This is a genomic window from Pseudomonas sp. HUK17 (genome assembly GCF_001566765.1).
This window is the reverse complement of the sequence record NZ_LSMW01000014.1, coordinates 120,875-147,269: the sequence shown is the minus strand read 5'-3', so window position 1 is coordinate 147,269 and position 26,395 is coordinate 120,875. Positions and strand designations below refer to the sequence as shown.

Sequence of the window (26,395 nt, the reverse complement as noted above, 5' to 3'; positions counted from 1 at the left end):
TCCATCGTCGAAGCCCAACAGGGATGCTCAGCCTTGGGCAATGTTGGGCGTCGATGCGCTCAACCCAACCTACGAGGGCGCCGTAGGCGCGGCCGCAGCGGCGAAGGCTACTCCGCCAGGGCCTCTTCCAGCACCTTGAGGAATTCCCGTGTCGCCGGCGTCGGCAGCGGCGACCAGATGGCATGGACATTACGCTGGGGCGCATCGCTGACCGGCACCCGGGCGAGGCCGGCAAAGGTACTGGCGATACTGTCAGGCACCAGACCGATCGCCAGCCCGCGCCGGACGAAGCGTTCCAGCAACTGCATGTTGCCCGTCTCGAAACGCACCCGGTGGGGCAGACCCAGGGCGGCGAAGGCCTCATCGGTCTGCCGCCGCGCCCCGCTGCCGGCGGGCAGGTCCACCAGCGGCAGATCCACCAGCTCGTACAGCGACAGCCTTTCCCGCCCCGCCAGGGCGTGCGCGGCCGGCAGCACTGCCACCAGTTCCTCGCTGAGCAGCAGGCGGCTGGCCACCGCCTCCAGGGCCACCTGGCGCGACAGGCCGATCAGGGCGAAATCCAGTTGCCGCTCGCGCACCGCCGCCAGCAGCGTCTCGCTCTTGTCCTGGCGCAGGCGGATGTCCACCTGGGGATGGCGGGCATGGAAGGTGGCCAGCAACTCGACGATGTCCAGACGGGGCACCGAAGAGATCAGACCCAGTGTCAGGGTGCCGCGAATGGCGCCGACCGCCGCAGCCACGTCCTGCCGCGCTCTTTCCACCGCCGCCAGCGCCTGGCGCGCCTGGACCAACAGCGCCTCGCCGGCGGGGGTGATGCGCACCTGACGCGGCAGGCGCTCGAACAGGGTGGCGCCCAGCTCGGCTTCCAGCCGGGCGATCTGGTGACTGAGCGCCGACTGCACCACATGACAACGCTCGGCGGCGCGGGTGAAGTGGCGCTCCTCGGCCAGGGCGACAGCGAATTCCAGCTGCTTGAGATTCATGGCGCTATCTTGAAATGAGATCAAGGTCATCTTAACGATTCATTTAAACGATAGCTGCCGTTGTCCGATACTGATCAGCCTCTCTTGCCGGAACCTGCGGATGTCGAACCCCACGCCTCCTCTCAGCCGCTGGCTGACCCTGCTCATGGCCGTCGCCACCGGTATCGCGGTGGCCAGCAACTACTACAACCAGCCGTTGCTGCACACCATCGCCCAGCGCTTCGACCTCAGCTACACCCAGGCCGGCAGCATCGTCACCACCGCCCAGCTCAGCTACGCCGCCGGGCTCCTGCTGCTGGTGCCCCTGGGCGATCTGCTGGAGCGCCGCCGGCTGATCGTCACCATGAGTGTGATCGCCGCCGCCGGCCTGGCCCTGAGTGCCACCGCCACCAGCCTGACCTGGCTGCTAGTGGGCACCGCCATGACCGGACTCTTCTCGGTGGTGGCCCAGGTGCTGGTGCCCTTCGCCGCGACCCTGGCCGCGCCGGAGCAGCGGGGCAGGGCGGTGGGCACCGTCATGAGCGGACTCATCCTCGGCATCCTGCTGGCCCGCACCGTGGCCGGGGCGCTGTCGTCCCTGGGCGACTGGCGTACCGTCTACGCCGTGGCGGCCGGTTTGATGCTGGCCACCGCCCTGGCCCTGCGTCTGGCACTGCCGCGTTATCAGCAGTCGGCGGGCCTGAGCTACCCACGGCTGCTGGGCTCGGTGTTCGTGCTCTTGCGCGACGAACCCCTGCACCGGCTGCGCACCCTGCTGGGCTGTCTGGGCTTCGCCGTCTTCGCGGTGTTCTGGACGCCCCTGGCCTTTCTGCTCGCCGCCGAACCCTATGGCTTCAGCGATGGCACCATCGGCCTGTTCGGTCTCGCCGGGGCAGTGGGGGCGCTGGCCGCCAACCTGGCCGGGCGCATGGCCGACCAGGGCAAGGGTGGTCTCGCCACCAGCATCGGCCTGGCCTCCCTGACACTCGCCTGGCTGCCCCTGGCCTTTGCCCAGCAGTCGCTGGCGGCGCTGCTGGTCGGCATCCTGGTGCTGGATCTCGCCGTGCAGCTCAGCCACGTCAGCAACCAGAACGTGGTCTACCGCCTGCGCCCGGAGGCCCGCAGCCGCCTCAACGCCGGCTACATGACCGGCTACTTCCTCGGCGGCTCCCTGGGTTCGCTGCTGTCGGCGCGGCTGTACGAGCACTTCGGCTGGACCGGCGTCAGTCTGGCCGGCTGCCTGCTGGCGGCCACGGCGCTGGCCGTCTGGTGCCTGTTCCTGCTGCGCCAGCGTCAGGCGCGGGCCTGAGCGCCATCATCAGCGCGGTCGATGATCGCTATCCCGCGGGACGATTTCTAGGCGCGGGGTGGGCTGGCGACAATGAGTCCACACCCACCCGACACAGGTACTAGCCATGAAAGCCCTCACCGCCCTCTTCGCTGCCACCCTGCTCACCACCGCCATCGCCCAATCCGCCCAGGCCGAGGAAAGCGCCCTGCGCCCCCTGGGTTCGCTGATCGAAAAGCACCAGCAGCAGGATCGTACCCTGGCTGAAAACGGTGCCGATCGCAGCCTGCAACCCTCGATCCAGCGCCAGCAGCAGCGCCTCGACCCGCGCCGCGCCCTGGCCGCCGACGGTGCCGAGCGGACCCTGCAGCAGTGGCCCCAGCGTCAACCGACCCGCGGCGCCGTGGCGTGAGTCGGCTGAACCGTCAGGCGGTCGCGCAGATAGTCCGAGAACAGTTGGACGATGCGCGCCGACTGACGATGCTGGGGATAGACCGCATAGACCGCCGCGCTGGGCAGGGCGAAGTCTTCCAGCACCTGCACCAGCGCCCCTGAGGCCAGCGCCGCGCCGATGATGAAGGTCGGCAGCACCGCGATGCCCTGACCGGCAATGGCCGCATCTCGCACCACCTCACCGTTGTTGGCCCGGAGCTGACCCTGCATGGGCAGTACCAGCGGCTTGCCTCCGCGCTGAAAGCGCCATTCCACTTGGCGACCATGGCCATAGAGCAGACAGCTGTGCTCGGTCAGATCCTCCGGTTGCAGCAGCGGCGGCGCCTTCTGCAGATAATCCGGACTGGCACAGGTCACCAGCTGCATCTCGGTCAGTCGCTTGGCGATCAGGCTGGAGTCGGCCAGGGTGCCGATGCGGATCGACATGTCGTAGCCCTCGGCGAGCAGATCCACCGCCCGGTCATTGAGATCCAGCTCCAGGCGGATCTGCGGATAGGCCGAGAGAAAATCCGGCAGCAGGGGACTCAGGTGCAGGGTGCCGAAGGTCATGGGCGCACTGACTCTCAGCACCCCCTGGGGCACCGTCCGCCGGCTGGAGAGCAATTCCTCGGTGTCGTTGACGTCCTCGAGGATCTTCACCGCCCGCTCATAGAGCAGCATTCCCAGTTCGGTCGCCTGCAGGCGTCGCGTGGTGCGATTGAGCAGCCGCACCCCCAGACTTTCCTCCAGTGCCATGGTCCGCCGGCTGACGAACTGCTTGGAGAGCCCCAGCTTGTCGGCGGCGGCGGTGAAGCTGCCCTCGTTCAGGGTGGTGACGAACAGGCGCAGGTCATCGAAATTCATGGCGGCATCCAGGCAGCGGGTCGAGCTTTAGGCGATCGGACGACCGTCATTGTGCCAAATCGACGATCTATGAGCCGTGCCTTTGCGCTGCGACAGTTAATCTCCGCGCAAAAGAAAACCCCCTCGCCACCTTGCGGTGAGGAGGGGGTTCTGGCGTTCGCCGTCGCTTAGACGTTGAAGCGGAAGTGCATGACGTCACCGTCCTTGACGATGTAGTCCTTGCCTTCCAGGCGCCACTTGCCGGCTTCCTTGGCGCCGTTCTCGCCCTTGAAGGCGATGAAGTCGTCATAGGCCACCACTTCGGCGCGGATGAAGCCCTTTTCGAAATCGGTGTGGATGGCGGCGGCCGACTGGGGCGCGGTGGCGCCGACGCTGACGGTCCAGGCGCGGACTTCCTTCACCCCGGCGGTGAAGTAGGTCTGCAGGTTGAGCAATTCGTAGCCGGCGCGGATCACCCGGTTCAGGCCCGGCTCTTCCATGCCCATGGACTCGAGGAACATCTGCTTTTCCTCGTCGTCGTCCAGTTCGGCGATTTCCGCCTCGATCTTGTTGCACACCGGCACCACCACGGCGCCTTCTTCCTCGGCGATGGCGCGGACCACGTCCAGGTGCGGGTTATTCTCGAAGCCGTCTTCGGCGACGTTGGCGATGTACATCACTGGCTTGCTGGTCAGCAGGTGGAAGCTGCGCACCAGGCGCTTCTGCTCCTCGTCCAGCCCCTTCATCAGGCTACGAGCAGGCTTGCCGGCCTCGAAGTGGGGAATCAGCTGTTCCAACAAGGCCTTTTGCGCCAGGGCTTCCTTGTCGCCGCCCTTGGCGTTGCGGGTGACGCGCTGCAGCTGCTTCTCGCAGCTGTCGAGGTCGGCGAAGATCAGCTCCAGGTCGATCACCTCGATGTCCCGCTTGGGATCCACCGAATTCGACACGTGGATGACGTTCTCGTCTTCGAAGCAGCGCACCACATGGGCGATGGCATCGGTCTCGCGAATGTTGGCGAGAAACTTGTTGCCCAGGCCTTCACCCTTGGAGGCACCCGCCACCAGGCCGGCGATATCGACGAACTCCATGGTGGTGGGGATCACCCGCTCGGGCTTGACGATCTCCGCCAGGGCGTTCAGCCGCGCATCGGGCATGGGCACGATGCCGCTGTTGGGCTCGATGGTGCAGAAGGGGAAGTTTTCCGCCGCGATACCGGATTGGGTCAGGGCATTGAACAGGGTGGACTTGCCGACGTTGGGCAGGCCGACGATGCCGCAATTGAATCCCATGGTGTGTGTCCTCGCGGAAGAAAAGGAAGAGGGTAGGGTAGGTCAGGCTTTGCGGCTGTGCAGGCGTTGCATGGCCCGGGTCAGGTCGCCGGAGAGCAGCTCCGGTACCACTTCCAGGGCGGCGTCGATGCTGGTGTCGAGCAGCTCCTGCTCGCTGCGCGGGGCGCGACCCAGCACGAAGTTGGAGACCAGGCTGGCATGCCCCGGATGGCCGATGCCCAGACGTAGACGCTGGAAACCGTTCTGATTGCCGAGCTGGGCGATGATGTCGCGCAGTCCGTTGTGCCCCCCATGGCCGCCGCCGGTCTTGAGGCGGGCGGTGCCGGGTGGCAGGTCGAGTTCGTCATGGGCCACCAAAATGGCCGCCGGCGGGATGCGAAAAAAGCCGGCGAGTGCCGCCACGGCCTGGCCGCTGCGGTTCATATAGGTGGTGGGGATGAGTAGACGAACCTCGTTGCCCGCGTGGCGAAAGCGCCCCACGAGGCCATGATACTTGCGCTCGACAGCCAGGCTCGCACCTTGGGCAGCTGCCAGTCGCTCAACGAAAAGGGCCCCTGCATTATGCCGGGTCTGGTCGTATTCGGGGCCTGGATTACCCAGGCCGACGATCAGTTGAACGGCAGTCATGTCAGGAGCCCTTCTCTTTCAGGCGTGCGCGAACTTACTCGGCAGTGCCTTCTTCGGCAGCGCCGTCTGCAGCTTCTTCACGGATGCGCGGCAGGTGGATGCTGGCAACCGGCAGATCGCTGCCGTGGGCCAGGGACACCAGCTCGACGCCAGCCGGGACGTTTAGGTCGCTCAGGTGCACGATCTGGTCCAGCTCGACCTTGGCCATGTCGACTTCGATGAATTCCGGCAGGTCTTTCGGCAGGCAGGAGACTTCGACTTCGTTGATGGTGTGCAGGATCTCGCCACCCTGTTGCTTCACGCCCACGGAGGTTTCCTGGTTCATGAAGTGCAGGGGCACGTGAGCGGTCAGCTTCTGACCGGCGATGACGCGCAGGAAGTCGGCGTGCATGATGTAACCCTTGGAGGGGTGACGCTGCAGGGCTTTGACCAGCACGCTTTCGTTGCTGCCATCAACCTTCAGGGTGATGACGCTGGCGAAGGCGGCTTCGCTTTCCAGCATCTTGGCCAGGTCTTTGCCGACCAGGGTGATGGACGTCGGAGCCTTGTCGCCACCGTAGATCACGGCGGGAACGTTACCGGCATTACGACGCAGGCGGCGGCTCGCACCTTTCCCCAGGTCGGAACGCACTTCGGCATTCAGAGTGAAATCAGACATTGTGAATCTCCAGGATAAGGAATCGGCAGACCGGGACTTGCGACCAGTTCCACGGCCCTACCGACTAAAAAGCCCCGGTAGACCGTCACGGCCTTCCGGGGCGCTTCCAGAGCGGCTGTTCCTTAACGGAACATCGCGCTGATGGATTCTTCGTTACTGATCCGGCGTACCGCCTCGGCCACCACCGGCGCGATGTCCAGTTGGCGGATACGGCTGCAGGCCTGAGCCGCGGCGGACAGCGGAATGGTGTTGGTCACCACCAGCTCGTCCAGCACGGAGTTGTCGATGTTCTCGATGGCGCGACCCGACAGCACCGGGTGGGTGCAGTAGGCCAGGACCTTGGCGGCGCCGTGTTCCTTCAGCGCCTTGGCCGCATGGCACAGGGTGCCGGCGGTATCGACCATGTCGTCGACCAGCACGCAGGTGCGGTCCTGGATGTCACCGATGATGTGCATCACTTCCGACTGGTTGGCCTTGGGCCGGCGCTTGTCGATGATCGCCAGGTCCACACCCAGGCTCTTGGCCACGGCACGCGCACGCACCACGCCGCCGATGTCCGGGGAGACGATCATCAGATTTTCGAAACGCTGGTCTTCGATGTCATCCACCAGGGCGGGGGAGCCGTAGATGTTGTCCACGGGAATATCGAAGAAGCCTTGGATCTGGTCGGCGTGCAGGTCGACGGTGAGCACGCGATTGATGCCCACCACGGTCAGCATGTCGGCCACGACCTTGGCGCTGATGGCGACCCGCGCAGAACGCGGACGGCGATCCTGGCGCGCATAGCCGAAATAGGGGATGACTGCGGTGATACGAGTCGCCGAGGAGCGGCGGAAGGCATCGGCCATCACCACCAGTTCCATCAGGTTGTCGTTGGTCGGCTCGCAGGTAGGCTGGATGATGAAGACATCCTTGCCCCGTACGTTCTCGTTGATTTCGACGCTGATCTCGCCATCGGAGAATTTTCCGACGGAGACGTCACCGAGAGGGATGTGCAGCTGGCGCACGATGCGCCGTGCCAGATCGGGGTTGGCGTTCCCCGTGAAGACCATCATCTTGGACACGCTGCAGTTCCTGCGGCTTGAGGTGGGTCTTGGAAGGAAAATGGCAGGGGCGGCTGGATTCGAACCAACGCATGGCAGGATCAAAACCTGCTGCCTTACCGCTTGGCGACGCCCCTGTATCTTGCAGAGTACTAGCTGTACTCATTCTCTGGTCAGGCTTGCCAGCGCCCGGTGCAACATGGAAGTGTTGCTGCCTTTGGCTACGAAGCCTGGAAGTGATGCTGGTAGCTGGCTAGCTACTGTATCAGCTTCGGTCTTATTTGGAAAGCTTCCAAATATGCAACCTCCAGTGCCGGTTAATCTAGCTGAAACAAATTTGTTTAGCAAGATCAAAGCGTTACGAATTTCTGGGTAACGCCTTTCGACCGTACTCTGGCAGTCGTTTCGACCTGACCACTTGAGAACGGCGCAAACTTTAATGGCGGGAGTGTCCCGTGTCAATAGCGGATCTGAAAAAATTTCTGCTGTACTTACAGAGACTTGCGGCACCGCCACGAGATACCAGGGTTCCGGCGGCGCGACGGGGGTGAGCTTTTCCCCCACGCCCTCGGCAAAGGCGGCCTGGCCGCGGACGAATACCGGCACGTCAGCGCCCAGGCGCAGCCCTAGTGCCGCCAGGTCGTCGAGGCTGGCGCCCAGGCCCCAGAGATGATTCAGACCGAGCAGGGTGGTGGCGGCATCCGAGCTGCCGCCACCGATGCCGCCACCCATGGGCAGCCGCTTGGTCAGCCAGAAGTCGGCGCCTTGGTGGGTACCGCTTTCCTGCTGCAGCAGCCGGGCGGCGCGCAGGATGAGATTCTGCTCGGGGGCGACGCCCGGCAGGCCATCGTGCAGGTGTAGTTCGCCATCATCGCGCCCGGCGAAGCCCAGGTCGTCGCCCCAGTCGAGAAACTGAAACAGTGTCTGCAGTTCGTGATAGCCGTCCGGACGGCGACCAAGAATGTGCAGGAACAGATTGAGCTTGGCCGGCGCCGGCAGGGTGAAGGCAGGCGCCAGGGTCATTTGCCCAGCTCGCGCGGCTGCCAGGTCTTCACCACCAGGATGACTTCCAGGTCCTTGCCGGTGAGCTTGAGGCGCTCGGGCAGGGTGTAGCCGCTCTGCTCGGTGTAGCGGGTGTACTCGACGGTCCAGCCGTCCTGCACCAGACGTGCCAGGTGGCTGTCGGCGTCCAGGGTCAGCTGGCTGCGACTGTCCGGCGCCGGCAGGCCACGCACCCACCAGAGCAGGTGCGAGACCGGCAGGCGCCAGCCGAGTTGCTGTTCCAGCAGGGCTTCGGGCGAATCGGCCTGATAGCTGCCCTGGCCGGAGACGTCGAGGGTGACGGCGCCCGGACGCCCGGTGAGGCGAGTGGCGCCACGGCCCAGGGGGCCGGCCAGGCGGATATCGTAGTAGTCCTGGCGCTGCAGCCAAAACAGGGTGCCGCTGCCGGAGTCGCGCGGGGCGCGGATGCCGACCTTGCCGTCGATCTGCCAGCCGTCGAGGGCGGCGATACGTTTTTTATGAGCTTGCCATTGGGCGGCGTTGCCCTGGCCTTCCACGGCCTCCTGGCGAGAGGTGCTAGCGCAACCGGCCAGCAGGGCGAGCAACAACAGGGTGACGAAGGTACGGACGCGGATCATCGGAGGGTTTCGCTTCCAGTCAGGCGTTTGAGGGTACTGCGCAGGATGGCGTCGTCGGCGTCGGCGTTGAGGCCCACGCGCCAGACCTTGCGCGCTTCGCTGCGCTTGCCCTGGGCCCAGAGCACCTCGCCCAGGTGGGCCGCCACTTCGGCATCGGGGAAGCGTTCGTAGGCCTGGCGCAGATAGCGCTCGGCGTCGGCCAGCTGGCCCTGGCGATAGCGGATCCAGCCCATGCTGTCGAGGATGGCCGGATCGTCCGGGCTCAACTGGTGGGCCTTGTCGATCAGCTGGCGCGCCTCGTCCAGCCGCGGCGTGCGATCGGCCAGGGTGTAGCCGAGGGCATTGAGCGCCATGGCGTTGTCGGGGTCGTGGGCGATGATGTAGCGCAGATCGCTTTCCAGCTGCCCGAGGTCGCCGCGCTTTTCCGCCAGCATGGAGCGGACATAGAGCAGGTTGAGGTCGTTGGGATACTGCTGCAGGGCCTGCTGCACGGTCTGGTCGGCGAGGGCGGTCTGGTCGGCACTGGCCAGGCCTTCGACTTCCAGCAGATAGAGCGGCACGGCGTATTCGCTCTGGCGCTTGCGCGCCTCGGCCAGGCGTTGACGGGCCTCGGCGATGCGGCCGCTGCCGAGCAGGATTTCCGCCTGACGCTGTTGGGCGGCCAGGTAATCGGTGCCCGGGCCGACCTGGGCGTATTCGGCCAGCGCCTGTTCGGGCTGGTCGAGTTCTTCGTAGCTGCGGCCCAGGTTGAGGTGCGCGGCGTCCACGTGGCTGCCGCGGTCGATCAGTTCTTTCAGATAGATCTGGGCTTCGCGCCAGGCCTGGGCTTCCAGGCAGACCAGCGCCAGGGAGAATCTCAGGTCATCGTCGTCCGGGAACTGAGTGACCAGTTCGGCGAATTCACGCTTGGCCTGGTCCAGGCGATCCAGCTCCACTAGCAGCCGGGCATGGGCCAGGCGCAGGCGGCGGTCTTCCGGATGCTGACGGATGCCGGCTTCGAGCAGCGGCAGGGCCTCGGCGCTGCGGTCCTGGCTCTGCAGCAGGCGCGCGCGCAGGAGCAGGGGCGCGACTTCGCGCTTGGCCGCCGGATTGCGCTCCAGCAATTTCAGCGCCTCGTCGGCGCGGCCGTCCTGTTGCAGCAGCAGGGCCTTGCCGAACAGCAACTGACCGTTGTGCGGATACTTGGCCAGCAGCCGATCGAAGCTCTTGAGCAGCCCGGCGCGGGTGGTCTCGTCGGTTTCCGCCGCGGACAGGGCGAGGAAGTCGAAATGGGTGTCGCCCTGGCCCTGGAGCACCCGCTCCATATAGGCCATGGACTCGTCATAGCGACCGGCGCGGGCCAGCATGATGGCGGCGGCGCGCTGGGCATCCAGGTTGTCGGGGGCGTTGTGCGCCCAGATCTGTGCGGTTTCCAGCGCCGGGGTATCGGCGCCCAGGTATTCGGCGATGCGGAAGGCGCGCTCGGCGATGCCCGGATCCTGGGTCGACTTGGCCTGTTCGACATAGTTGGTCAGGGCGATGTCGAATCGGTTGCGCTGGCCGGCCAACTCGCCGACCAGCAGGTCATAGAGGGTGTCTTCGCGAAAGGAACCGGCCGGTTGCGGCGTGCTGGTCTTGGCGGTGGGCGGCGGGATGGCGGCAGCGGGCGTCGGCTGGCGGCCGAGGTTTTGGCAGCCGGCGAGCAGCAGGGCGGTCGTCAGCAGCGCAAGGTATCTGGTCATAGGGTCGGGGCGGCCTTTTTACAGTCGGTCCATCATGCCACAAGAGTCGCCGTGGCCGCGTTGCGCATGCGCAGCGGCCGGCCGAGAAGTGCGGTGGTCGAGGCTGTTGACGCCTTTTGCCCGGCAAGATTCATTCGCTCAGGCTATGACGGCGATTGTCCGACGTCTCGTCGCTGCTGGTTGTCGCCACCGCCCGCGCGTAGGACAATGTTCGGCTTTCCCAATCCGTTCGACTGCTTGCGTCCATGGCCTTTCTCGCGCTCGGCATCAATCACAAGACCGCCTCGGTTGAGGTGCGCGAACGCGTGGCTTTCACTCCGGAGCAGACGGTCGAGGCCCTGCGCCAGTTGGAGCAGGCCACCCACAGTCGCGAAGCGGCGATTCTCTCCACCTGCAATCGCAGCGAACTCTACCTGGAGCTGGAGCCCAGTCTGGCTGAGGCCGTGCTGGCCTGGCTCGCCCAGTACCACCGGGTGCCCCTGGAAGACCTGCGCGCCAGCATCTACCTGCACCAGGACGAGGCCGCGGTCCGCCACATGATGCGGGTGGCCGCGGGGCTGGATTCCATGGTGCTGGGCGAGCCGCAGATCCTCGGCCAGCTCAAGTCGGCCTATGCCGTGGCGCGTGAGGCCGGCACCGTCGGTCCGCTGCTGGGCCGGCTGTTCCAGGCCACCTTCAATACCGCCAAGGCGGTGCGCACCGACACGGCGATCGGCGAGAATCCGGTATCCGTGGCCTTCGCCGCGGTCAGCCTGGCCAAGCAGATCTTCAGCGACCTCAGCCGCAGCCAGGCGCTGCTGATCGGCGCCGGCGAGACCATCACCCTGGTCGCCCGCCATCTGCACGAGCAGGGCGTGCGGCGCATCGTTGTCGCCAACCGCACCCTGGAGCGCGCCAGTCACCTGGCGGAAGAATTCGGCGCCCATACCGTGCTGCTGGCCGACATTCCCGACGAGCTGGTCAACAGCGACATCGTCATCAGTTCCACCGCCAGCCAGTTGCCCATCCTCGGCAAGGGCGCGGTGGAGCGGGCGCTCAAGCAGCGCCGGCACAAGCCCATCTTCATGGTCGATATCGCCGTGCCGCGCGACATCGAACCGGAGGTGAGCGAGCTGGAAGACGTCTACCTCTATACGGTGGACGACCTGCACGAGGTGGTGGCGGAAAACCTCAAGAGTCGCCAGGGCGCCGCCCAGGCCGCCGAAAAGCTGGTGCTGGCCGGGGTCGAGGACTTCATGCAGCGGCTGCGCGAGCGCGCCGCGGTGGACGTGGTCCGCGCCTATCGCCAGCAGGGCGAGCAGATCCGCGACGACGAACTGGCCCGCGCCCAGCGCCAGCTGGCCAACGGCGCCGATCCCCAGGAAGCCCTGGCGGCCCTGGCGCGCAGCCTCACCAACAAGCTGATGCACGCACCGAGCGTACAGCTCAAGAAACTATCCGCCGAGGGGCGCATCGATGCGCTGACCCTGGCTCAGGAACTCTTCGCCCTCGACGAGGGTTTGGACAAGACATGAAGACCTCTCTGTTGCACAAGCTCGACGGTCTGCAGGACCGCTTCGAGGAGCTGACCGCGCTGTTAGGCGACGCCGAAGTCATCAGCGACCAGACCCAGTTCCGCGCCTATTCCAAGGAATACGCCGAACTCGAGCCGGTCAGCCAGGCGTTCACCGAATACCGCAAGGTGCAGGCCGACCTGGAGGGCGCCCAGGCGCTGCTCAAGGACAGCGATCCGGATCTGCGCGAGATGGCCGAGGAAGAGGTCGCCAGCGCCAAGGCGCGGTTGCAGGAGCTGGAAGACGAGCTGCAGCGCATGATGCTGCCGCGCGATCCCAACGACGGCCGCAACGTCTTCCTGGAAATCCGCGCCGGTACCGGTGGCGACGAGGCGGCGATCTTCGCCGGTGACCTGTTCCGCATGTACTCGCGCTACGCCGAGCGCCAGGGCTGGCGCCTAGAGGTGCTCTCGGAGAACGAAGGCGAGCACGGCGGCTTCAAGGAAGTCATCGCCCGGGTCGAGGGCGACAACGTCTACGCCAAGCTCAAGTTCGAATCCGGTGCGCACCGGGTGCAGCGGGTCCCGGAGACCGAGTCCCAGGGCCGCATCCATACCTCGGCCTGCACCGTGGCGGTGCTGCCCGAGCCTGACGAGCAGCAGGCCATCGAGATCAATCCGGCCGATCTGCGCGTCGACACCTATCGCTCCTCGGGCGCGGGCGGTCAGCACGTCAACAAAACCGACTCCGCGGTGCGCATCACCCACCTGCCCACCGGCATCGTGGTGGAGTGCCAGGAAGAGCGCTCCCAGCACAAGAACCGCGCCAAGGCCATGGCCTGGCTGTCGGCCAAGCTCAACGACCAGCAGGATGCGGCGGCGCACAAGGAAATGTCCGACACCCGCCGGCTGCTGGTGGGTTCGGGTGATCGCTCCGAGCGCATCCGCACCTACAACTTTCCCCAGGGCCGGGTGACCGATCACCGCATCAACCTGACCCTCTATTCCCTGGGCGAGGTGGTCAATGGCGACGTCCAGCAGATCATCGACCCGCTGCTGCAGGAATACCAGGCTGACCAGCTGGCAGCGCTGGGAGACTGAAGCATGGCCACCATCGGCGCCCTGTTGCGCGAAAGCCAGTTGCCGGATTCGCCCAGCGCTCGTCTCGACGTGGAACTGCTGCTGGCCGCCGCTCTGGACAAGCCGCGCAGCTACCTGCGCACCTGGCCGGAAAAACTGGTGCCACGCGAGGCCCTGGCACGTTTCCAGGCCGATCTCGAGCGGCGCCGGCAGGGCGAGCCGGTGGCCTACATTCTTGGGCAGCAAGGCTTCTGGTCGCTGGACCTGGAAGTGAGCGCCGACACCCTGATCCCGCGGCCCGACACCGAGGTGCTGGTGGAAACCGCCCTGGCGCTGCCGCTGGCCGACGAGGTGCGGGTACTGGATCTGGGCACGGGTACCGGCGCCATCGCCCTGGCCCTGGCCCATGAACGGCCACGCTGGCAGGTCAGCGGCGTGGATCGCATCCCGGCGGCGGTGGCGCTGGCCCAGCGCAATGCCCAGCGCCTGCGCCTGGGCAACGTCACCTTTCAGCCCAGTCACTGGTTCGCCGCCCTCGCCGGGCAGCGCTTCGAGCTGATCGTCAGCAATCCCCCCTATATCGCCGGCAGCGATCGCCATCTCGACGAGGGCGATGTGCGCTTCGAGCCACGCAGCGCCCTGGTGGCCGGGGCCGATGGCCTGGACGACATCCGCGAGCTGATCGGGGCGGCGCCCGCGCACCTGCAGCCGGGGGGCTGGCTGTGGCTGGAACACGGCTTCGACCAGGCCGCCGCGGTGCGCGAACTGCTGGTCCGCCAGGGTTTCGCCGAGGTCGAGAGTCGCCAGGACCTGGGCGGTCACGCGCGTATCAGTGGAGGCCGCTGGCCATGCTGAGCGACGGCGAACTGCTGCGCTACAGCCGGCAGATCCTGCTGGCCCAGGTGGATATCGCCGGCCAGCTGCGGCTGAAGGACGCCAAGGTGCTCATCGTCGGCCTCGGTGGGCTGGGTTCGCCGGTGGCGCTCTATCTGGCCGCGGCCGGCGTCGGCGAATTGCACCTGGCCGATTTCGACCGGGTCGACCTGAGCAATCTGCAGCGCCAGGTGCTGCACGACGAGAGTCGCATCGGCCAGGGCAAGGTGGATTCCGCCCTGCAACGCCTGGCAACGCTCAATCCTGAGGTACGCCTGGTGCCGTGGCGCGAGGCGCTGGACGCCGACAGTCTGGCGGCGCGCGTCGCCGCGGTGGATCTGGTGCTGGACTGCTCGGACAACTTCACCACCCGGGCGGCGGTGAATGCCGCCTGCGTGGCCCAGGGGCGGCCGCTGGTGAGTGGCGCCGCCATTCGCCTGGAGGGCCAGCTCAGCGTCTTCGACCCGCGCCGCGCCGACAGTCCCTGCTACCACTGCCTCTATGGCGAGGGCAGCGAGGCCGAACTCAGTTGCAGCGAAGCCGGGGTGCTGGGTCCGGTGGTGGGCCTGGTGGGCAGTCTGCAGGCGCTGGAAGCGCTCAAGCTCCTGGCCGGTTTCGGCGAGCCGCTGGTGGGTCGGCTGCTGCTGGTGGATGCGGCAGGCAGCCGCTTCCGTGAATTGCGGGTCAAGCGCGATCCGGGTTGCCCGGTGTGCGGCGCCCGCCATGGCTGACGAGGCGCCGATCGGGGTCTTCGACTCGGGCGTCGGCGGCTTGTCGGTGCTGGCCGAGATACGGCAGCTGTTGCCGGCGGAAACCCTGCATTACGTCGCCGACTGCGGCCATATCCCCTATGGCGAAAAGACCCCTGCCTTCATCCGCGAGCGCTGCCAGCTGATCGCGGCGCGGCTGCACGCCCAGGGCGCAAAGGCGCTGGTGGTGGCCTGCAACACCGCCACCGTGGCGGCGGTCGCTGATCTGCGCGAACGCTATCCCCAGTGGCCCATCGTCGGCATGGAGCCGGCGGTTAAACCGGCGGCCGCGGCTACCCGCAATGGCCGGGTCGGGGTGCTGGCCACCACCGGTACCCTGCAGAGCGCCAAGTTCGCCGCCCTGCTGGACCGCTTCGCCCTGGGCGTCCAGGTGCTGACCCAGCCCTGTCCGGGACTGGTGGAACAGGTCGAGCGCGGCGATCTGCACGGCCCCGAGACCCGGCGTCTGCTGCAGGGCTTTCTCGAACCGCTGTTGGCGGCGGAGTGCGACACCCTGATCCTGGGCTGCACCCATTATCCCTTCTTGCGGCCCCTGCTGGCCGAGCTAGTGCCGCCGGAAGTCATCCTGGTGGATACCGGCGCCGCCGTGGCGCGGCGCTTGCAAAGTCTGCTGGCGGTGGCTGGACGCCTGGCCAGCGGGCCGGCCGGCCCGACGCGCATCTGGACGTCTGGCCCAGCCACCGAGCTAGGCGCGGTGTTGCCGCAGCTCTGGCCGGCAGGGGCCGAGGTAAAGGCGTTCGTCTGACTTTTCTGCCCGGGTTTCGCTCGCCAAACGGTCGTCCAGCGACTAGCATCCGACCCTGTAGGTAAAAATGTCCAAGGCTGTGAACACCTTCACGTCTTGATGGTCAATGCTGGCAGTTCGTAAAAACTAGAAACATCCATAAGGGCACTTTCATGAACAACAAATTGCTTTCCCTTGCAGTGGCCGCCGCGCTTTCGCTGGGTGGCATGGCGTCGGCACAGGCTGTGGAAATCACCGGGGCAGTCGGAGCCACCAGCCAGAGCGGCATGACCTATCGCATCGGTGCCGGTTGGAATTGGGACAAGAGCTGGTGGCAGAGCTCTACCGGCCGCCTGACCGGTTACTGGGATGCGGGCTACACCTATTGGGAAGGCGACAACGGGCGCTCTTCCGATCAGCATTCGTTGTCCTTCGCCCCGGTATTCGTCTACGAATTCGGCCAGGGTCATGTGAAGCCCTTCGTCGAAGCCGGTATCGGCGTCGCGGTCTTCTCCAGCACCAAGGTCGGCGAGCAGGACCTGGGTTCGGCGTTCAACTTCGAAGACCGTATCGGCCTGGGCCTGAAGATCGGCGACACCCAGCGCGTCGGCATCCGTGCGACCCACTATTCCAACGCCGGCATCAAGCAGCCCAACGATGGCATCGAGTCCTATGCGCTGTTCTACAGCCACATCCTCTGATCCAGGGCTGATATGAAAAAAGCCGGATCTAGTCCGGCTTTTTCGTGTCCGTCTTGCGCGCCATGCCGCGGTAGGTGGCCAGCGCCCGCTGGCGACTTTCGCCAAGGTCCACCAGGGGGGTGAGGTAACGGCCCCCCGGGGTGTGCACGGCCTTGCCCTTGAGCTCGGCCAGTTCCGGTACCCAGGTGCGCACATAGTCGCCGCGGGCATCGATCTTGAGCGCCTGGGTGTGGGGATTGAACACCCGAAAATAGGGCACCGAGTCGGTACCGGTGGAGGCGCTCCACTGCCAGCCACCGTTGTTGGAAGCCAGGTCGCCATCGATGAGATGCTGCATGAACCAGCGCTCGCCTTCGCGCCAGTCGATCAGCAGGTTCTTGCAGAGGAACATGGCGGTCAGCATGCGCATGCGGTTGTGCATCCAGCCGGTCTGCAAGAGCTGGCGCATGGCGGCATCGATGAGGGGGATGCCGGTGCGCCCCTGTTGCCAGGCCGCCAGGCCCTCGGGGTCGTCGCGCCAGGGCAGGGCGGTCAGCTCCCGGTTGAACGGCTGGTGCCGCGATACCCAGGGATAGCCCACCAGCACGTGGCGATAGAATTCGCGCCAGAGCAACTCGGTGATCCAGGTGGCCGCGCCCTGCATGCCGCCGCTGAGCAGGCCATCGTTGGCCCGAACCGCTGCCTGCAGGCACTGCCGCGGCGTCAGCACTCCCGCATTGAGATAGGCCGACAATTGGCTGGTACCGGGTTCTGAGGGGATGTCCCGCGCCTGGTGATAATCGCCCAGATCCTCCTGGATGAAGGCTTCCAGGCGCTGCAGCGCCGCCTCTTCGCCGGCCGGCCACAGCCGTTGCACCTCGAGCGAGGGGGTGACGAAGCCCTCGACCGAGCTGGGCGACTCGTCGGCCTGGAGCGGGCCCTTCCGCTGCTTGCCGGGGGCAGGCAGGGGCGCTGGCAGACCGGTTTCCAGGCGCGCCAGGCAGGTCTTCTTGAATTGGCCGAAGACCTTGAAATAACCCCCGTTCTTGGTCAGTACCGTGCCCGGCGCGAACAGTGTCTGGTCCAGATAGCGATGGGCGGCCAGCCCTGCCGCATCGAAGGCCTCTGCCACGGCGTCATCCCGGGCGGCTTCGTTGACGCCGTATTCGTCGTTGAAGTGCAGGTGTTCGATGCCCAGTTTCCTGGCCAGGTCGAGCAACACCTGGGGTGCCTGCGCCCAGCGCTCGGCGTTGCGGATCAGCAAGGGAATGCCAAGGGACCTGAGCGTCTTGCCCAGGGCGGCGAGATTGCGCAGCCAGAAGTCGACCTTGACCGCGGCCTCGTCGTGCGCCTGCCATTGGGCTGGACTCAGCAGGAACACGGCCGTCACCGGCCCCTGCTCGGCGGCGGCGTGGAGAGCGGGGTGATCGAGGGTGCGCAGGTCGGTACGAAACCAGACGAGCTGGCTCATGCATACCGATCCTGACGCAGCAGCCCAGCACTCTGCAGGCGATCGAAAGCCTCGCCCGGACTGCGCGCCGGGGCGGCGTCGGCGGTGAGGGATTCGCCCAGGGCACCCAGGGTCAGGCAGGGGCGGGCATGGCGATTGGCAAAGGTCTGCAGCTGGCGACGCAATTCGCTGTCGGGACGGCTGTCACGGCAGAGGATCAGCGCCCGCGGGTCGAGCTGCTCGACCAGGCGATCGAGATTAGCCGCGGGAATCGACCATTCCACCACTTCGACGGGACAGTCCGTGGCGCTGATCAGCCAGGCGCAGAGCCACAGCGAGACATTCATCGGCGTCTCGTCGAGATTGAGCAGTACCAGCGGCGCACCGCGCAGGCTGTGCTGACTGTGGTAGATCCGCGCACCCAGCTTGCTGCGCAGCCAGGACTGGAAAAACACCTGTTGCAGGCGACCGTCGTCGGTGGCCTGGCTGAGTCGCTCCAGTTCCCGCAGCAACGGCCACAGCAACTGATCCAGCAGCACCCGCGGCGGATAGAGGGAGGCGGCGCGGTTGTAGGCCTCGTCCAGGACGCGCGAGGCGAGCCGGCCAATGGCGTCCATCATCTCCTGGTGGATGCCCTGCCAGGGCGTATCGCTGGGCACCGCTGCCGGTCGTTGGTCGTCGAGCAGGCCCTTGACCTGGCTGACCGCCACACCGCGGGCGATCCAGGCGAGGATCTGCTGCACCCGAACCACATGGGCCTCGCTGTACAGCCGGTGTCCCTTGGGGGTGCGCTTGGGGACCAGCAGGCCGTAACGCCGCTCCCAGGCCCTCAGGGTCACGGCGTTGACGCCGGTACGCCGGGCGATTTCCCGGATGGGCAGCCAGCCTTCGTGCAAGGCGGACTGATAATCCTGCTCCTCGCCATTCGACGGTGAGGGCAAGGGAATGACGCTAGATGGCATTTCGCAGACTCAGACGTTCAGGGTGCGGTTGGAGATAGGCCTGCTCGTTCACATAACGATCCGGATGCTGGCGGAAGTGGTGCTTGAGCAGCGTCAGGGGCACGACCAGGGGGACGATGCCCTCGTGGTACTGCTCGATCAGCTGCTGCATTTCCTGCTTCTCGCTGTCGCTCAGGACCCGGCGCAGATAACCGAAGAGATGATAGAGCACATTGCAGTGAGTACCACGGGTAGCGCACTTTTTCAGTGCAGCCATCAGGCGGCTGAAATACTCCTGACCCAGCTCGTCCAGATTGCGCTGACCGATGCTGCCGACCAGTTGCCCAAGGGCCCGGGCACGATGGGCATCGTGGGCCATGAGCTGGTACTTGTAGCGCGAATGATAGGACAGGAGCGCCCGCGCCGTCAGACCCTGTTGCAGCAGTTGCTGCCAATGGGCATGGGCGAAAACCCGGGTGACGAAGTTTTCCCGTAGTACCGCATCGTTCAGCCGACCGGCCTCTTCGACCGGCAGGTCCGGGCGTAGACGCATGATGGCGGCGGCGAACAGACCGCGGCCGTCGGTTTCACTGCCTTGGCCATTGGCGTGATAGACCTTGACCCTTTCCATGCCGCAAGAGGGCGACTTCTGCATGAAGATGAAGCCGGACAGGTCGGCGAGCTCGCCCGCCATCTTTTCCCCGTAGGCGGTCAGGGCGGCGGTCACGTCCAGGCTGGGATTCAAGGTGCCGACGGCACGCGGCGCCTGGGAATCGCCCACCAGGCGGATGGGCTCGCGCGGCGTACCGAGGCCGATGGCCATCTCCGGGCAGACCCGGACGAAATCGAAATGCTCGGCGAAGGTCTGGCTGCAGAGCCGGGATTCCTTATGCCCACCGTTGTAGCGGACTTCGTCACCCAGCAGGCAGGCACTGATGCCGAGGCGTGGACGGGGCAGGCTGGAAGAGGCGTTGGCAAGCATGGAGATCCCCTGTCGTGTATTTTCTTGTACAAGGATTTTTACTTTGTACAAGTTTGGTGCAACTTTCGACAGGGGGCTTCGGCAAAAGATTCGTCTCAGGTTACAGACGGTATGCGCTTCGTCGCTTAGTCCAGACTACCCAGGAGCTGCTGCGCGGCCTCATGACCACTCAACCAGGCACCTTCCACGCGTCCGCTGGAGCACCAGTCGCCACAGACGAAGACGCCCATGTCGGGATCGGCCAGGGCGCCCCATTGGTGGGGTTGCGCGGGTCGCGCATAGAGCCAGCGATGGGCCAGGGTAAAGCTCGGCGCCGGCAGCGGGCAGCCGATCAACTCGGCGAAGGCGCCATGCAGCCGTTCGATCACCTCTTCCTTGGAGGCGTCGAGATGCGCCTTGCTCCAGGCGCTGGTGGCGTGCAGTACCCAGGTGTCCAGGGTGGTGTCGCGTTCGGGCTTGCAGCGATTGCGCGCCAGCCAGTCCAGTTCGCTGTCCTGCACGAAGCAGCCTTCCACCGGGGTTTGCAGGGGCGTGGCGAAGGCCAGGGCCACCGACCAGGTCGGCTCCATGCTGACGCCGGCCACGGTGGCCGCCAGCTTGGGCACGCTGGAGAGCAGCGCCGTGGCCTGAGGCGCCGGCATGGCGATGACGACCTGGGCGAAAGGCCCGTGGGTCTCGCCGCTGGCGTCCAGCAGGTGCCAGTGCTGGGCCCCGCGAAAGACCTCGGTGATACGGCAGTCGAAGGTGACCGGCAGGTCGCCCAACAGATGGCGGGTGATGGCGCTCATGCGCGGTACCCCGACCCAGCGTGGCTGCTCGTCCTGGGACGGACTCAGGCGCCCGTCGCGATACTGGTAGAGCACCGGATTCCATTCGGCCGCGCAACCGGCCCGCCGCCATTCGTTGAGGGCGTCGATGAAGCGGCGATCGCGGGCGGTGAAATACTGGGCGCCCAGGTCCAGGGCCCCGGCTTCGCTTCTCTTGCTGGCCATGCGGCCGCCGCTGCCGCGGCTCTTGTCGAAGATCTGGACCTGCTGCCCGGCGCGAATCAGCGTCTGGGCTGCGGCAAGTCCGGCTATTCCTGCGCCAACGATGGCGATGGGGGCAGTCATGATGGACCTCGCTTGTCTGACGATTCGCCCTTGTCGAACGTTTGCGCGTGCAAGGGCTCTACGGCTACGACTGGCAACCGTTCTGGATCTTTCGACCCACGACCATACCAAACAATCCTCTTCCCTTCGTTCAGATGCATCCGGGCGGCAGGGCAATACGAGAAGGAAGTGACGACATGCATATCCTGCTGACAGGTGGCACCGGATTGATCGGCCGTGCGCTGTGCCGCCAATGGGCGGCCGCCGGGCACCAACTCACCGTGCTCAGCCGCGACCCGGCACGGGTGGCGCGTGAGTGCGGACCCGACGTGCGCGGCATCGCTCAATTGGAGGCGCTGGGCGACGAGCACCTGGATGCGGTGGTCAATCTGGCCGGCGCGCCCATCGCCGACAAGCCCTGGACCCGCAGTCGCAAGGCCGAACTCTGGCAGAGCCGCATCGGCACCACCGAGCGGTTGATCGAATGGCTGCGTGGGCGCAGCCAGAAGCCCGCGGTGCTGCTGTCGGGCTCGGCCACCGGCTTCTATGGCGACAGCGGCGAGAAGCCGGTGAGCGAAGCGGACAGCCTGGCCGGCGCCGACTTCGCCGGCGAGCTGTGCCTGGCCTGGGAGCAGATCGCCAACGAGGCCGAGCAACTGGGTATCCGCGTGGTCAACCTGCGCACCGGTCTGGTGCTGGCCGCCGACGATGGCTTCCTGTTGCGCCTGTTGCCGCCGTTCCGCTTCGGCCTGGGCGCGCGCCTGGGTAACGGACGCCAATGGATGCCCTGGATTCATTTACAGGATCAAATCGGGGCCATCGATTTTCTTCTCAACCGCAGCGACGCCCAGGGTCCTTATAATCTCTGTGCCCCCGAGCCAGTGCGCAACCGGGACTTCACCGAGGCGCTGGGACGGGCCTTGCGGCGCCCGGCGCGATTGCTGATTCCCGCCTTCGCCCTGCGCCTGATGGGAGAGCTGTCCATCCTCTTGCTGGGTGGTCAGCGCGCCCGGCCCGAGCGCCTGCTCGCTGCCGGGTATGTCTTTCGCTATCCCGAGCTGGATGCGGCCCTGGCCGACCTGCTCGCCGCCAAGGATTCACGATGACTACCAACGCTCTGCTGCTCGCCAATCTGGGTTCGCCCGATTCGCCCCACGTCCCCGACGTGAAGCGCTATCTGAACCAGTTCCTGATGGATCCCTATGTGGTCGATCTGCCCTGGCCACTGCGTCGGCTGCTGGTGTCGCTGGTGCTGATCAAGCGGCCCGCCGCCTCGGCCGAGGCCTATGAGTCGATCTGGTGGGACGATGGCTCACCGCTGATCGTGCTCAGCCGCCGGCTGCAGGAGGCCGTGCGGCCCCTCTGGCGCCATGGTCCGGTGGAGTTGTGCATGAGATACGGCGAGCCCTCGGTGGAGTCGGTGCTCAAGCGCCTGGCCAGCCAGGGCATCCGCGAGGTGACCTATGCGCCGCTCTATCCGCAATTCGCCGACAGCACCACCACCACCGCCATCGTCGAGGCGCGGCGGGTGATCGAGGCCCATCAGCTGCCGCTGACGCTGAAGATCCTGCCGCCGTTCTACGATCGCCCGGAGTACCAGGCGGCGCTGGCGGCCAGCGTCGAGCCCTATCTCGAGGAGCCCTACGACCACCTGCTGCTGTCCTTCCACGGCCTGCCCGAGCGGCATATCCGCAAGCTGGTCAAGGATCGCAGCCACGACCTGCGCGCGCCCGACAGCAGCAAGGTCACCGCCAAGGCGCTGGCCGTCTGCTACCGCAGCCAATGCCAGCGCACCGCCGAACTGGTGACCAAGCGCCTGGGCATTCCCGCTGGCAAGTGGTCGGTGTCCTTCCAGTCGCGGCTGGGCAAGGACAAGTGGATCGAGCCCTATACCGAGGCGCGGCTGGACGAGCTGGCCAAGGCCGGGGTCAAGCGCCTGCTGGTGATGTGCCCGGCGTTCGTCGCCGACTGCATCGAGACGCTGGAAGAGATCGGCGATCGCGGCCGCGAACAGTTCATCGAAGCCGGTGGCCGGGAGCTGGTGCTGATTCCCTGCGTCAACGACGACCCGGCCTGGGCCCGGGCGCTGGTGGCACTGTGCGAAGAGGTGGCGGAACTGCCGCCGCAGCCCATTGAGCAGCCCAGGATGCCGGCGTAACGGCATCCTGAGCTGGCCGTCAGAGCAGCGGACGCTCTGGCGGTTCGGCATCCTTCTTCCAGGCGTTGTGCCCGGGCAGGACCAGGTTGAGGCCGATGGCGATCAGGCCGCAGAGGGAGATGCCCTTTAGGCCGATCTCGCCGTTGCCGAAGACGATGCCGCCAATGCCGAACACCAGGGTCACCGAGACGATCACCAGGTTGCGCGCCTCGGACAGGTCCACCTGATGGCGGATCAGGATGTTGAGGCCCACCACCGCGATGGAGCCGAACAGCAGGCAGAGGATGCCACCCATGACCGGCACCGGGATGGTCTGCAGCGCCGCGCCGAACTTGCCGACGAACGCCAGCACCATGGCGAAGCCCGCCGCCCACAGCATGACCCGCGGATTGTGGTTCTTGGTCAGCATCACCGCGCCGGTCACCTCGGCGTAGGTGGTGTTGGGCGGCCCGCCGAACAGCCCGGCGGAGGAGGTGGCCAGGCCATCGCCCAGCAGGGTGCGGTGCAGACCGGGCTGCTTGAGGTAGTTCTTGCCGGTCACTCCGCCCACCGCGATCACCCCGCCGACATGCTCGATGGCTGGCGCCAGGGCCACCGGCACCATGAACAGGATGGCGCCCCAGTGGAATTCCGGCGCGACGAAGGCCGGGATCGCCAGCCAGGGCGCGGCGGCTATCCCCTCGGTATGGACGATGCCGAAGACGAAGGCCAGCGCGTAGCCGACGAAGACGCCCGCCAGAATGGGCACCAGGCGGAACATGCCCTTGCCGTAGATGGCCACCAGCAGGGTGGTGACCAGCGCCGGCATGGAGATCAGCATCGCCGTGGCATAGGGAACCAGCTGGGCGCTGCCGTCACCAGCCTTGCCCATGGCCATGTTGGCCGCCACCGGCGACAGACCGAGGCCGATGGAGATGATCACCGGGGCGATCACCACCGGCGGCAGCAGGCGGTCGATGAAGCCCACGCCGCGCACCTTCACCGCCAGGCCGAGGAAGGTGTAGACGAAGCCGGCCGCCACCACCCCGCCGAGCACCGCCGGCAGACCGAATTCAGCCTTGGCGGCGATGATCGGGGCGATGAAGGCGAAGCTCGATGCCAGGAACACCGGTACCTGACGGCCGGTGACCAGATGGAACAGCAGGGTGCCGAAGCCTGCGGTGAACAGGGCCACATTGGGGTCCATGCCGGTGATCAGCGGCATCAGCACCAGGGCGCCAAAGGCCACGAAGAGCATCTGGGCGCCCACCACGATCTCCCGCCAGAGCGGTTCCCGCGCGGTCACGCTCAGGCGTCCTTCTGCTTGGTGCCGAAGATCTTGTCACCGGCATCGCCCAGCCCCGGCAGGATGTAGCCGTGCTCGTTGAGGCGCTCGTCGATGGAGGCGGTGTAGAGGCGCACGTCCGGATGGGCTTCCTCGACCGCGGCGATGCCTTCGGGCGCCGCCACCAGCACCAGGGCGCGGATTTCCTTGGCCCCGGCCTTTTTCAGCAGGTCGATGGTGGCGATCATGGAGCCGCCGGTGGCCAGCATGGGGTCGATGATCATGGCCATCCGCTGGTCCAGTTCACCCACCAGCTTTTCCAGGTAGGTGTGGGCCTGCAGGGTGGATTCGTTGCGGGCGAGGCCGACCACGCTGACCCGGGCGCTGGGGATCAGGCTGAGCACGCCGTCGAGCATGCCGATGCCGGCACGCAGGATGGGCACCACGGTGACCTTCTTGCCGGAGATCTTTTCCACCTTGACGGTGCCGCACCAGCCCTCGATGTCCACCTCTTCCACCGGCAGGTCCTTGGTCGCCTCGTAGGTGAGCAGGGCACCGACTTCCTGGGCCAGTTCGCGAAAGTTCTTGGTGCTGATGTCGGCGCGCCGCATCAGGCCGAGCTTGTGACGGATGAGCGGATGGCGGATTTCGTGAACGGGCATGGGATTCTCCAGAGACGGTAGGGCAGCGGATCGAGGACGGTTTCGGTACGACCGGCGGCCCGAAGGCCTGCCGCAGGAAGGGCAGGCGCACAAAAAAACCGCGGTACATTAAAGCATCCGACCCGAGGTGGGCAGTACCCTGCGACAATAGTAGCCGCCTGGCGGCGCTTGAGATCGGTCCGCGGTGTCTGTACCTTTGCCGCCTTTTATCCGCGCCAACCATCAGGCCGGCGCCCCGTCCCCCCGGAGAAGCCCCATGTCCGCCGATCTCGCCCACATCCGCCAGGTCATGCAGGAAGCCGATTGCCTGTATGACGAAGCCCAGGTCGAAGCGGCCATCGACCGGCTCGCCGCGTCCATCACCGCCGATCTCGCCGAGCGTAATCCGGTGGTCTTCTGCGTCATGAACGGCGGCTTGATCCTGACCGGCAAGCTGGCCACCCGGCTGAATTTCCCGCTGGAGATGTCCTATCTGCACGCTACCCGCTATCGCAACGAGACCACCGGCGGCGAGCTGTTCTGGAAGGCCAAGCCCGAGGTGTCCTTCATCGATCGCGACGTGCTGATCGTCGACGACATCTTCGACGAGGGCCACACCCTCAAGGCCATCATCGACTTCTGCCGCCACGCCGGCGCCCGCGAGGTCCATACCGCCGTGTTGATCGACAAGACCCACGACCGCAAGGTCAAGGGCCTGGAGGCCACCTACGTCGGCCTGCCCTGCATCGATCGCTACATCTTCGGCTATGGCATGGACTACAAGGGCTACTGGCGCAACGCGCCCGGCATCTACGCCGTGAAGGGGCTGTGACCGCTCAGCTGTTCGATCAGGCGCTGTTCGCCGACCTGCTCCGGCAGGCGGCGGCCAGCCCGCGACGGCGCGCCCATCACAACCTGCACAGCATGGATGAGCCATGCCATCGCCTGGTGGTGGGGATGTGCGAAGACAGCTACATACCGCCCCACCGCCATCTGGATCCGCGCAAGGCCGAGAGTCTGCTGGTGCTGCAGGGCCGGCTGGGGCTGCTGACCTTCAGCGACGAGGGGCAGGTGCTGGTGCGCCGCGAATTGTCCCAGCGCGCCGGTTGCCCGGGCGTCGATCTCGCCCCCGGGCACTACCATGCGCTGGTGGCCCTGGACGGCGACTGCCTGTTCTTCGAATGCAAGGCCGGGCCCTTCGTGCCGCTGGGCGAGGGTGAACGACCGGCCTGGGCCCCGCTGGAGGGCGTACCCGACGCCGAGCGCTATCGCAGCTGGATGCGCGCTCAATTCGATTGAACTTTCGACCAGGGTCGCGGTATCACCATGGTTTGTCACTGGCGGGCAGGCGAGGGGCAGGGTTAGAATCGGTCCTCCTTTTCTCCAAAGAATCCCCCAGCACAGGTAGCCAAAGGATGCGCAAGGATAAAAAGCAGGTCATCGGTGAAGCGATCAGCGACGAGCAGATCAGGCTGTTCCTCGATGTCGAACCGGCGGACGATACCCCCGCGTCTCTGCACAAGCTGGTCAAGGCCTATCGCGGCCTGCGTCCGGACGATTTCGAGCGCTTCGTCGGCTTCTTCGTCGAGGCTGGCTACGACCTGGATGCCCGCAACGACCAGGGCGAGGACTTCATCGAACTGATCCGCAGCCATCGTCAGGCCGAGCCCTATATCGACGCCCTGCGCGCCGCCCACGCCTGATTCGGTTGATAAGTGCCTGCGCTCGGTCATGCTGCGTTAAAAA

At 66.1% G+C, this 26,395-nt stretch carries 28 protein-coding genes and 1 tRNA gene; 13 read left to right on the top strand and 16 right to left on the bottom strand.

The features are described 5' to 3' along the window. Positions 1-107: 107 nt before the first annotated feature. Positions 108-983, bottom strand: coding sequence for a LysR substrate-binding domain-containing protein (locus AX284_RS10060; RefSeq protein ID WP_068385038.1), 876 nt, complete (start codon positions 981-983; stop codon positions 108-110). 100 nt (positions 984-1,083) lie between these two features. Here AX284_RS10060 and AX284_RS10055 point away from each other — a divergent pair, with 100 nt between their 5' ends. Both AX284_RS10055 and AX284_RS10050 read left to right on the top strand, forming a co-directional pair. After that, positions 1,084-2,271: an MFS transporter gene (locus tag AX284_RS10055; RefSeq protein WP_017641101.1), complete on the top strand. Its 1,188-nt coding sequence runs from the start codon at positions 1,084-1,086 to the stop codon at positions 2,269-2,271. Between the two features lie 106 nt (positions 2,272-2,377). Further along, positions 2,378-2,662: a hypothetical protein gene (locus tag AX284_RS10050; RefSeq protein ID WP_064309315.1), complete on the top strand. Its 285-nt coding sequence runs from the start codon at positions 2,378-2,380 to the stop codon at positions 2,660-2,662. Here AX284_RS10050 and AX284_RS10045 read toward each other — a convergent pair. From AX284_RS10045 to AX284_RS10005, 9 genes are all read right to left on the bottom strand, one after another. Beyond that, positions 2,635-3,546 carry a LysR family transcriptional regulator gene (locus AX284_RS10045; RefSeq protein ID WP_068385036.1) on the bottom strand — a complete coding sequence of 304 codons (912 nt, stop codon included), beginning with the start codon at positions 3,544-3,546 and terminating at the stop codon, positions 2,635-2,637. The two genes, AX284_RS10050 and AX284_RS10045, sit on opposite strands and share 28 nt — an antisense overlap. Before the next feature lie 167 nt (positions 3,547-3,713). Next, positions 3,714-4,814, bottom strand: coding sequence for a redox-regulated ATPase YchF (ychF, locus tag AX284_RS10040; RefSeq protein WP_068385034.1), 1,101 nt, complete (start codon positions 4,812-4,814; stop codon positions 3,714-3,716). Positions 4,815-4,856: 42 nt separating this feature from the next. Next, positions 4,857-5,441, bottom strand: a complete 585-nt coding sequence (pth, locus tag AX284_RS10035; protein ID WP_017641091.1) for an aminoacyl-tRNA hydrolase — start codon at positions 5,439-5,441, stop codon at positions 4,857-4,859. A 34-nt stretch (positions 5,442-5,475) separates the two neighbouring features. Next, the gene (locus AX284_RS10030) at positions 5,476-6,099 is read right to left on the bottom strand and encodes a 50S ribosomal protein L25/general stress protein Ctc (RefSeq protein WP_068385030.1); all 624 of its coding nucleotides are present in this window, start codon (positions 6,097-6,099) and stop codon (positions 5,476-5,478) included. 122 nt (positions 6,100-6,221) lie between these two features. Then, complete coding sequence (locus AX284_RS10025) at positions 6,222-7,163, bottom strand: ribose-phosphate pyrophosphokinase (RefSeq protein WP_017641089.1); 942 nt, start codon at positions 7,161-7,163, stop codon at positions 6,222-6,224. Positions 7,164-7,204: 41 nt separating this feature from the next. Further along, positions 7,205-7,279 (bottom strand) — tRNA-Gln (locus AX284_RS10020). A gap of 25 nt (positions 7,280-7,304) precedes the next feature. After that, on the bottom strand, positions 7,305-8,165 hold the full coding sequence (ispE, locus tag AX284_RS11755) for a 4-(cytidine 5'-diphospho)-2-C-methyl-D-erythritol kinase (protein WP_414205690.1): 861 nt from the start codon (positions 8,163-8,165) through the stop codon (positions 7,305-7,307). Continuing rightward, complete coding sequence (gene lolB / locus AX284_RS10010) at positions 8,162-8,782, bottom strand: lipoprotein insertase outer membrane protein LolB (protein WP_064309306.1); 621 nt, start codon at positions 8,780-8,782, stop codon at positions 8,162-8,164. The genes ispE and lolB overlap by 4 nt, the downstream gene beginning before the upstream one ends. Next, positions 8,779-10,503, bottom strand: coding sequence for a tetratricopeptide repeat protein (locus tag AX284_RS10005; protein WP_068385024.1), 1,725 nt, complete (start codon positions 10,501-10,503; stop codon positions 8,779-8,781). Before AX284_RS10005 ends, lolB begins: the two co-directional genes overlap by 4 nt. Before the next feature lie 245 nt (positions 10,504-10,748). On the opposite strand from AX284_RS10005, the gene hemA reads away from it, so the two are divergent. The 6 genes from hemA to AX284_RS09975 all read left to right on the top strand — a co-directional run bounded on the left by hemA (position 10,749) and on the right by AX284_RS09975 (position 16,143). Then, the gene (hemA, locus tag AX284_RS10000) at positions 10,749-12,017 is read left to right on the top strand and encodes a glutamyl-tRNA reductase (RefSeq protein ID WP_017641085.1); all 1,269 of its coding nucleotides are present in this window, start codon (positions 10,749-10,751) and stop codon (positions 12,015-12,017) included. After that, a complete protein-coding gene (gene prfA, locus AX284_RS09995) occupies positions 12,014-13,096 on the top strand; it encodes a peptide chain release factor 1 (protein ID WP_017641084.1) in 1,083 nt (360 codons plus the stop codon). Before hemA ends, prfA begins: the two co-directional genes overlap by 4 nt. A gap of 3 nt (positions 13,097-13,099) precedes the next feature. Continuing rightward, positions 13,100-13,930, top strand: a complete 831-nt coding sequence (prmC, locus tag AX284_RS09990; RefSeq protein WP_017641083.1) for a peptide chain release factor N(5)-glutamine methyltransferase — start codon at positions 13,100-13,102, stop codon at positions 13,928-13,930. Beyond that, positions 13,924-14,679 carry a molybdopterin-synthase adenylyltransferase MoeB gene (locus AX284_RS09985; protein ID WP_017641082.1) on the top strand — a complete coding sequence of 252 codons (756 nt, stop codon included), beginning with the start codon at positions 13,924-13,926 and terminating at the stop codon, positions 14,677-14,679. The genes prmC and AX284_RS09985 overlap by 7 nt, the downstream gene beginning before the upstream one ends. Continuing rightward, positions 14,672-15,463: a glutamate racemase gene (gene murI / locus AX284_RS09980; protein ID WP_068385019.1), complete on the top strand. Its 792-nt coding sequence runs from the start codon at positions 14,672-14,674 to the stop codon at positions 15,461-15,463. Before AX284_RS09985 ends, murI begins: the two co-directional genes overlap by 8 nt. Positions 15,464-15,615: 152 nt before the next feature. Next, positions 15,616-16,143, top strand: coding sequence for an acyloxyacyl hydrolase (locus tag AX284_RS09975; RefSeq protein WP_068385016.1), 528 nt, complete (start codon positions 15,616-15,618; stop codon positions 16,141-16,143). Positions 16,144-16,171: 28 nt separating this feature from the next. Here AX284_RS09975 and AX284_RS09970 read toward each other — a convergent pair whose 3' ends face one another. The 4 genes from AX284_RS09970 to AX284_RS09955 form a co-directional block, all read right to left on the bottom strand. Beyond that, complete coding sequence (locus AX284_RS09970) at positions 16,172-17,593, bottom strand: cryptochrome/photolyase family protein (RefSeq protein WP_068385013.1); 1,422 nt, start codon at positions 17,591-17,593, stop codon at positions 16,172-16,174. Next, on the bottom strand, positions 17,590-18,534 hold the full coding sequence (locus AX284_RS09965; protein WP_236712160.1) for a MerR family transcriptional regulator: 945 nt from the start codon (positions 18,532-18,534) through the stop codon (positions 17,590-17,592). Before AX284_RS09965 ends, AX284_RS09970 begins: the two co-directional genes overlap by 4 nt. Next, positions 18,524-19,495, bottom strand: a complete 972-nt coding sequence (locus AX284_RS09960) for a YbgA family protein (protein ID WP_068385006.1) — start codon at positions 19,493-19,495, stop codon at positions 18,524-18,526. The genes AX284_RS09965 and AX284_RS09960 overlap by 11 nt, the downstream gene beginning before the upstream one ends. A 125-nt stretch (positions 19,496-19,620) precedes the next feature. After that, positions 19,621-20,718 (bottom strand): NAD(P)/FAD-dependent oxidoreductase, encoded by a 1,098-nt coding sequence (locus AX284_RS09955; RefSeq protein ID WP_143075259.1) that lies wholly within the window; start codon positions 20,716-20,718, stop codon positions 19,621-19,623. 65 nt (positions 20,719-20,783) lie between these two features. Between AX284_RS09955 and AX284_RS09950 the strand changes: the two genes are divergently transcribed. Beyond that, positions 20,784-21,692, top strand: a complete 909-nt coding sequence (locus AX284_RS09950; protein ID WP_068385000.1) for a TIGR01777 family oxidoreductase — start codon at positions 20,784-20,786, stop codon at positions 21,690-21,692. Then, on the top strand, positions 21,689-22,744 hold the full coding sequence (locus tag AX284_RS09945; RefSeq protein WP_068384998.1) for a ferrochelatase: 1,056 nt from the start codon (positions 21,689-21,691) through the stop codon (positions 22,742-22,744). Before AX284_RS09950 ends, AX284_RS09945 begins: the two co-directional genes overlap by 4 nt. A 19-nt stretch (positions 22,745-22,763) precedes the next feature. Here AX284_RS09945 and AX284_RS09940 read toward each other — a convergent pair whose 3' ends face one another. Both AX284_RS09940 and upp read right to left on the bottom strand, forming a co-directional pair. After that, a complete protein-coding gene (locus AX284_RS09940) occupies positions 22,764-24,029 on the bottom strand; it encodes a uracil-xanthine permease family protein (RefSeq protein ID WP_017641073.1) in 1,266 nt (421 codons plus the stop codon). Positions 24,030-24,031: 2 nt separating this feature from the next. Then, positions 24,032-24,670, bottom strand: a complete 639-nt coding sequence (gene upp / locus AX284_RS09935; protein WP_017641072.1) for a uracil phosphoribosyltransferase — start codon at positions 24,668-24,670, stop codon at positions 24,032-24,034. Between the two features lie 256 nt (positions 24,671-24,926). Between upp and AX284_RS09930 the strand changes: the two genes are divergently transcribed. The 3 genes from AX284_RS09930 to AX284_RS09920 all read left to right on the top strand — a co-directional run bounded on the left by AX284_RS09930 (position 24,927) and on the right by AX284_RS09920 (position 26,352). Further along, positions 24,927-25,481, top strand: a complete 555-nt coding sequence (locus tag AX284_RS09930) for a hypoxanthine-guanine phosphoribosyltransferase (RefSeq protein WP_017641071.1) — start codon at positions 24,927-24,929, stop codon at positions 25,479-25,481. Next, the gene (locus AX284_RS09925) at positions 25,478-25,948 is read left to right on the top strand and encodes a WbuC family cupin fold metalloprotein (protein WP_068384994.1); all 471 of its coding nucleotides are present in this window, start codon (positions 25,478-25,480) and stop codon (positions 25,946-25,948) included. Before AX284_RS09930 ends, AX284_RS09925 begins: the two co-directional genes overlap by 4 nt. Positions 25,949-26,064: 116 nt before the next feature. Beyond that, complete coding sequence (locus AX284_RS09920; protein ID WP_017641069.1) at positions 26,065-26,352, top strand: PA4642 family protein; 288 nt, start codon at positions 26,065-26,067, stop codon at positions 26,350-26,352. The last annotated feature ends 43 nt before the right edge of the window (positions 26,353-26,395 follow it).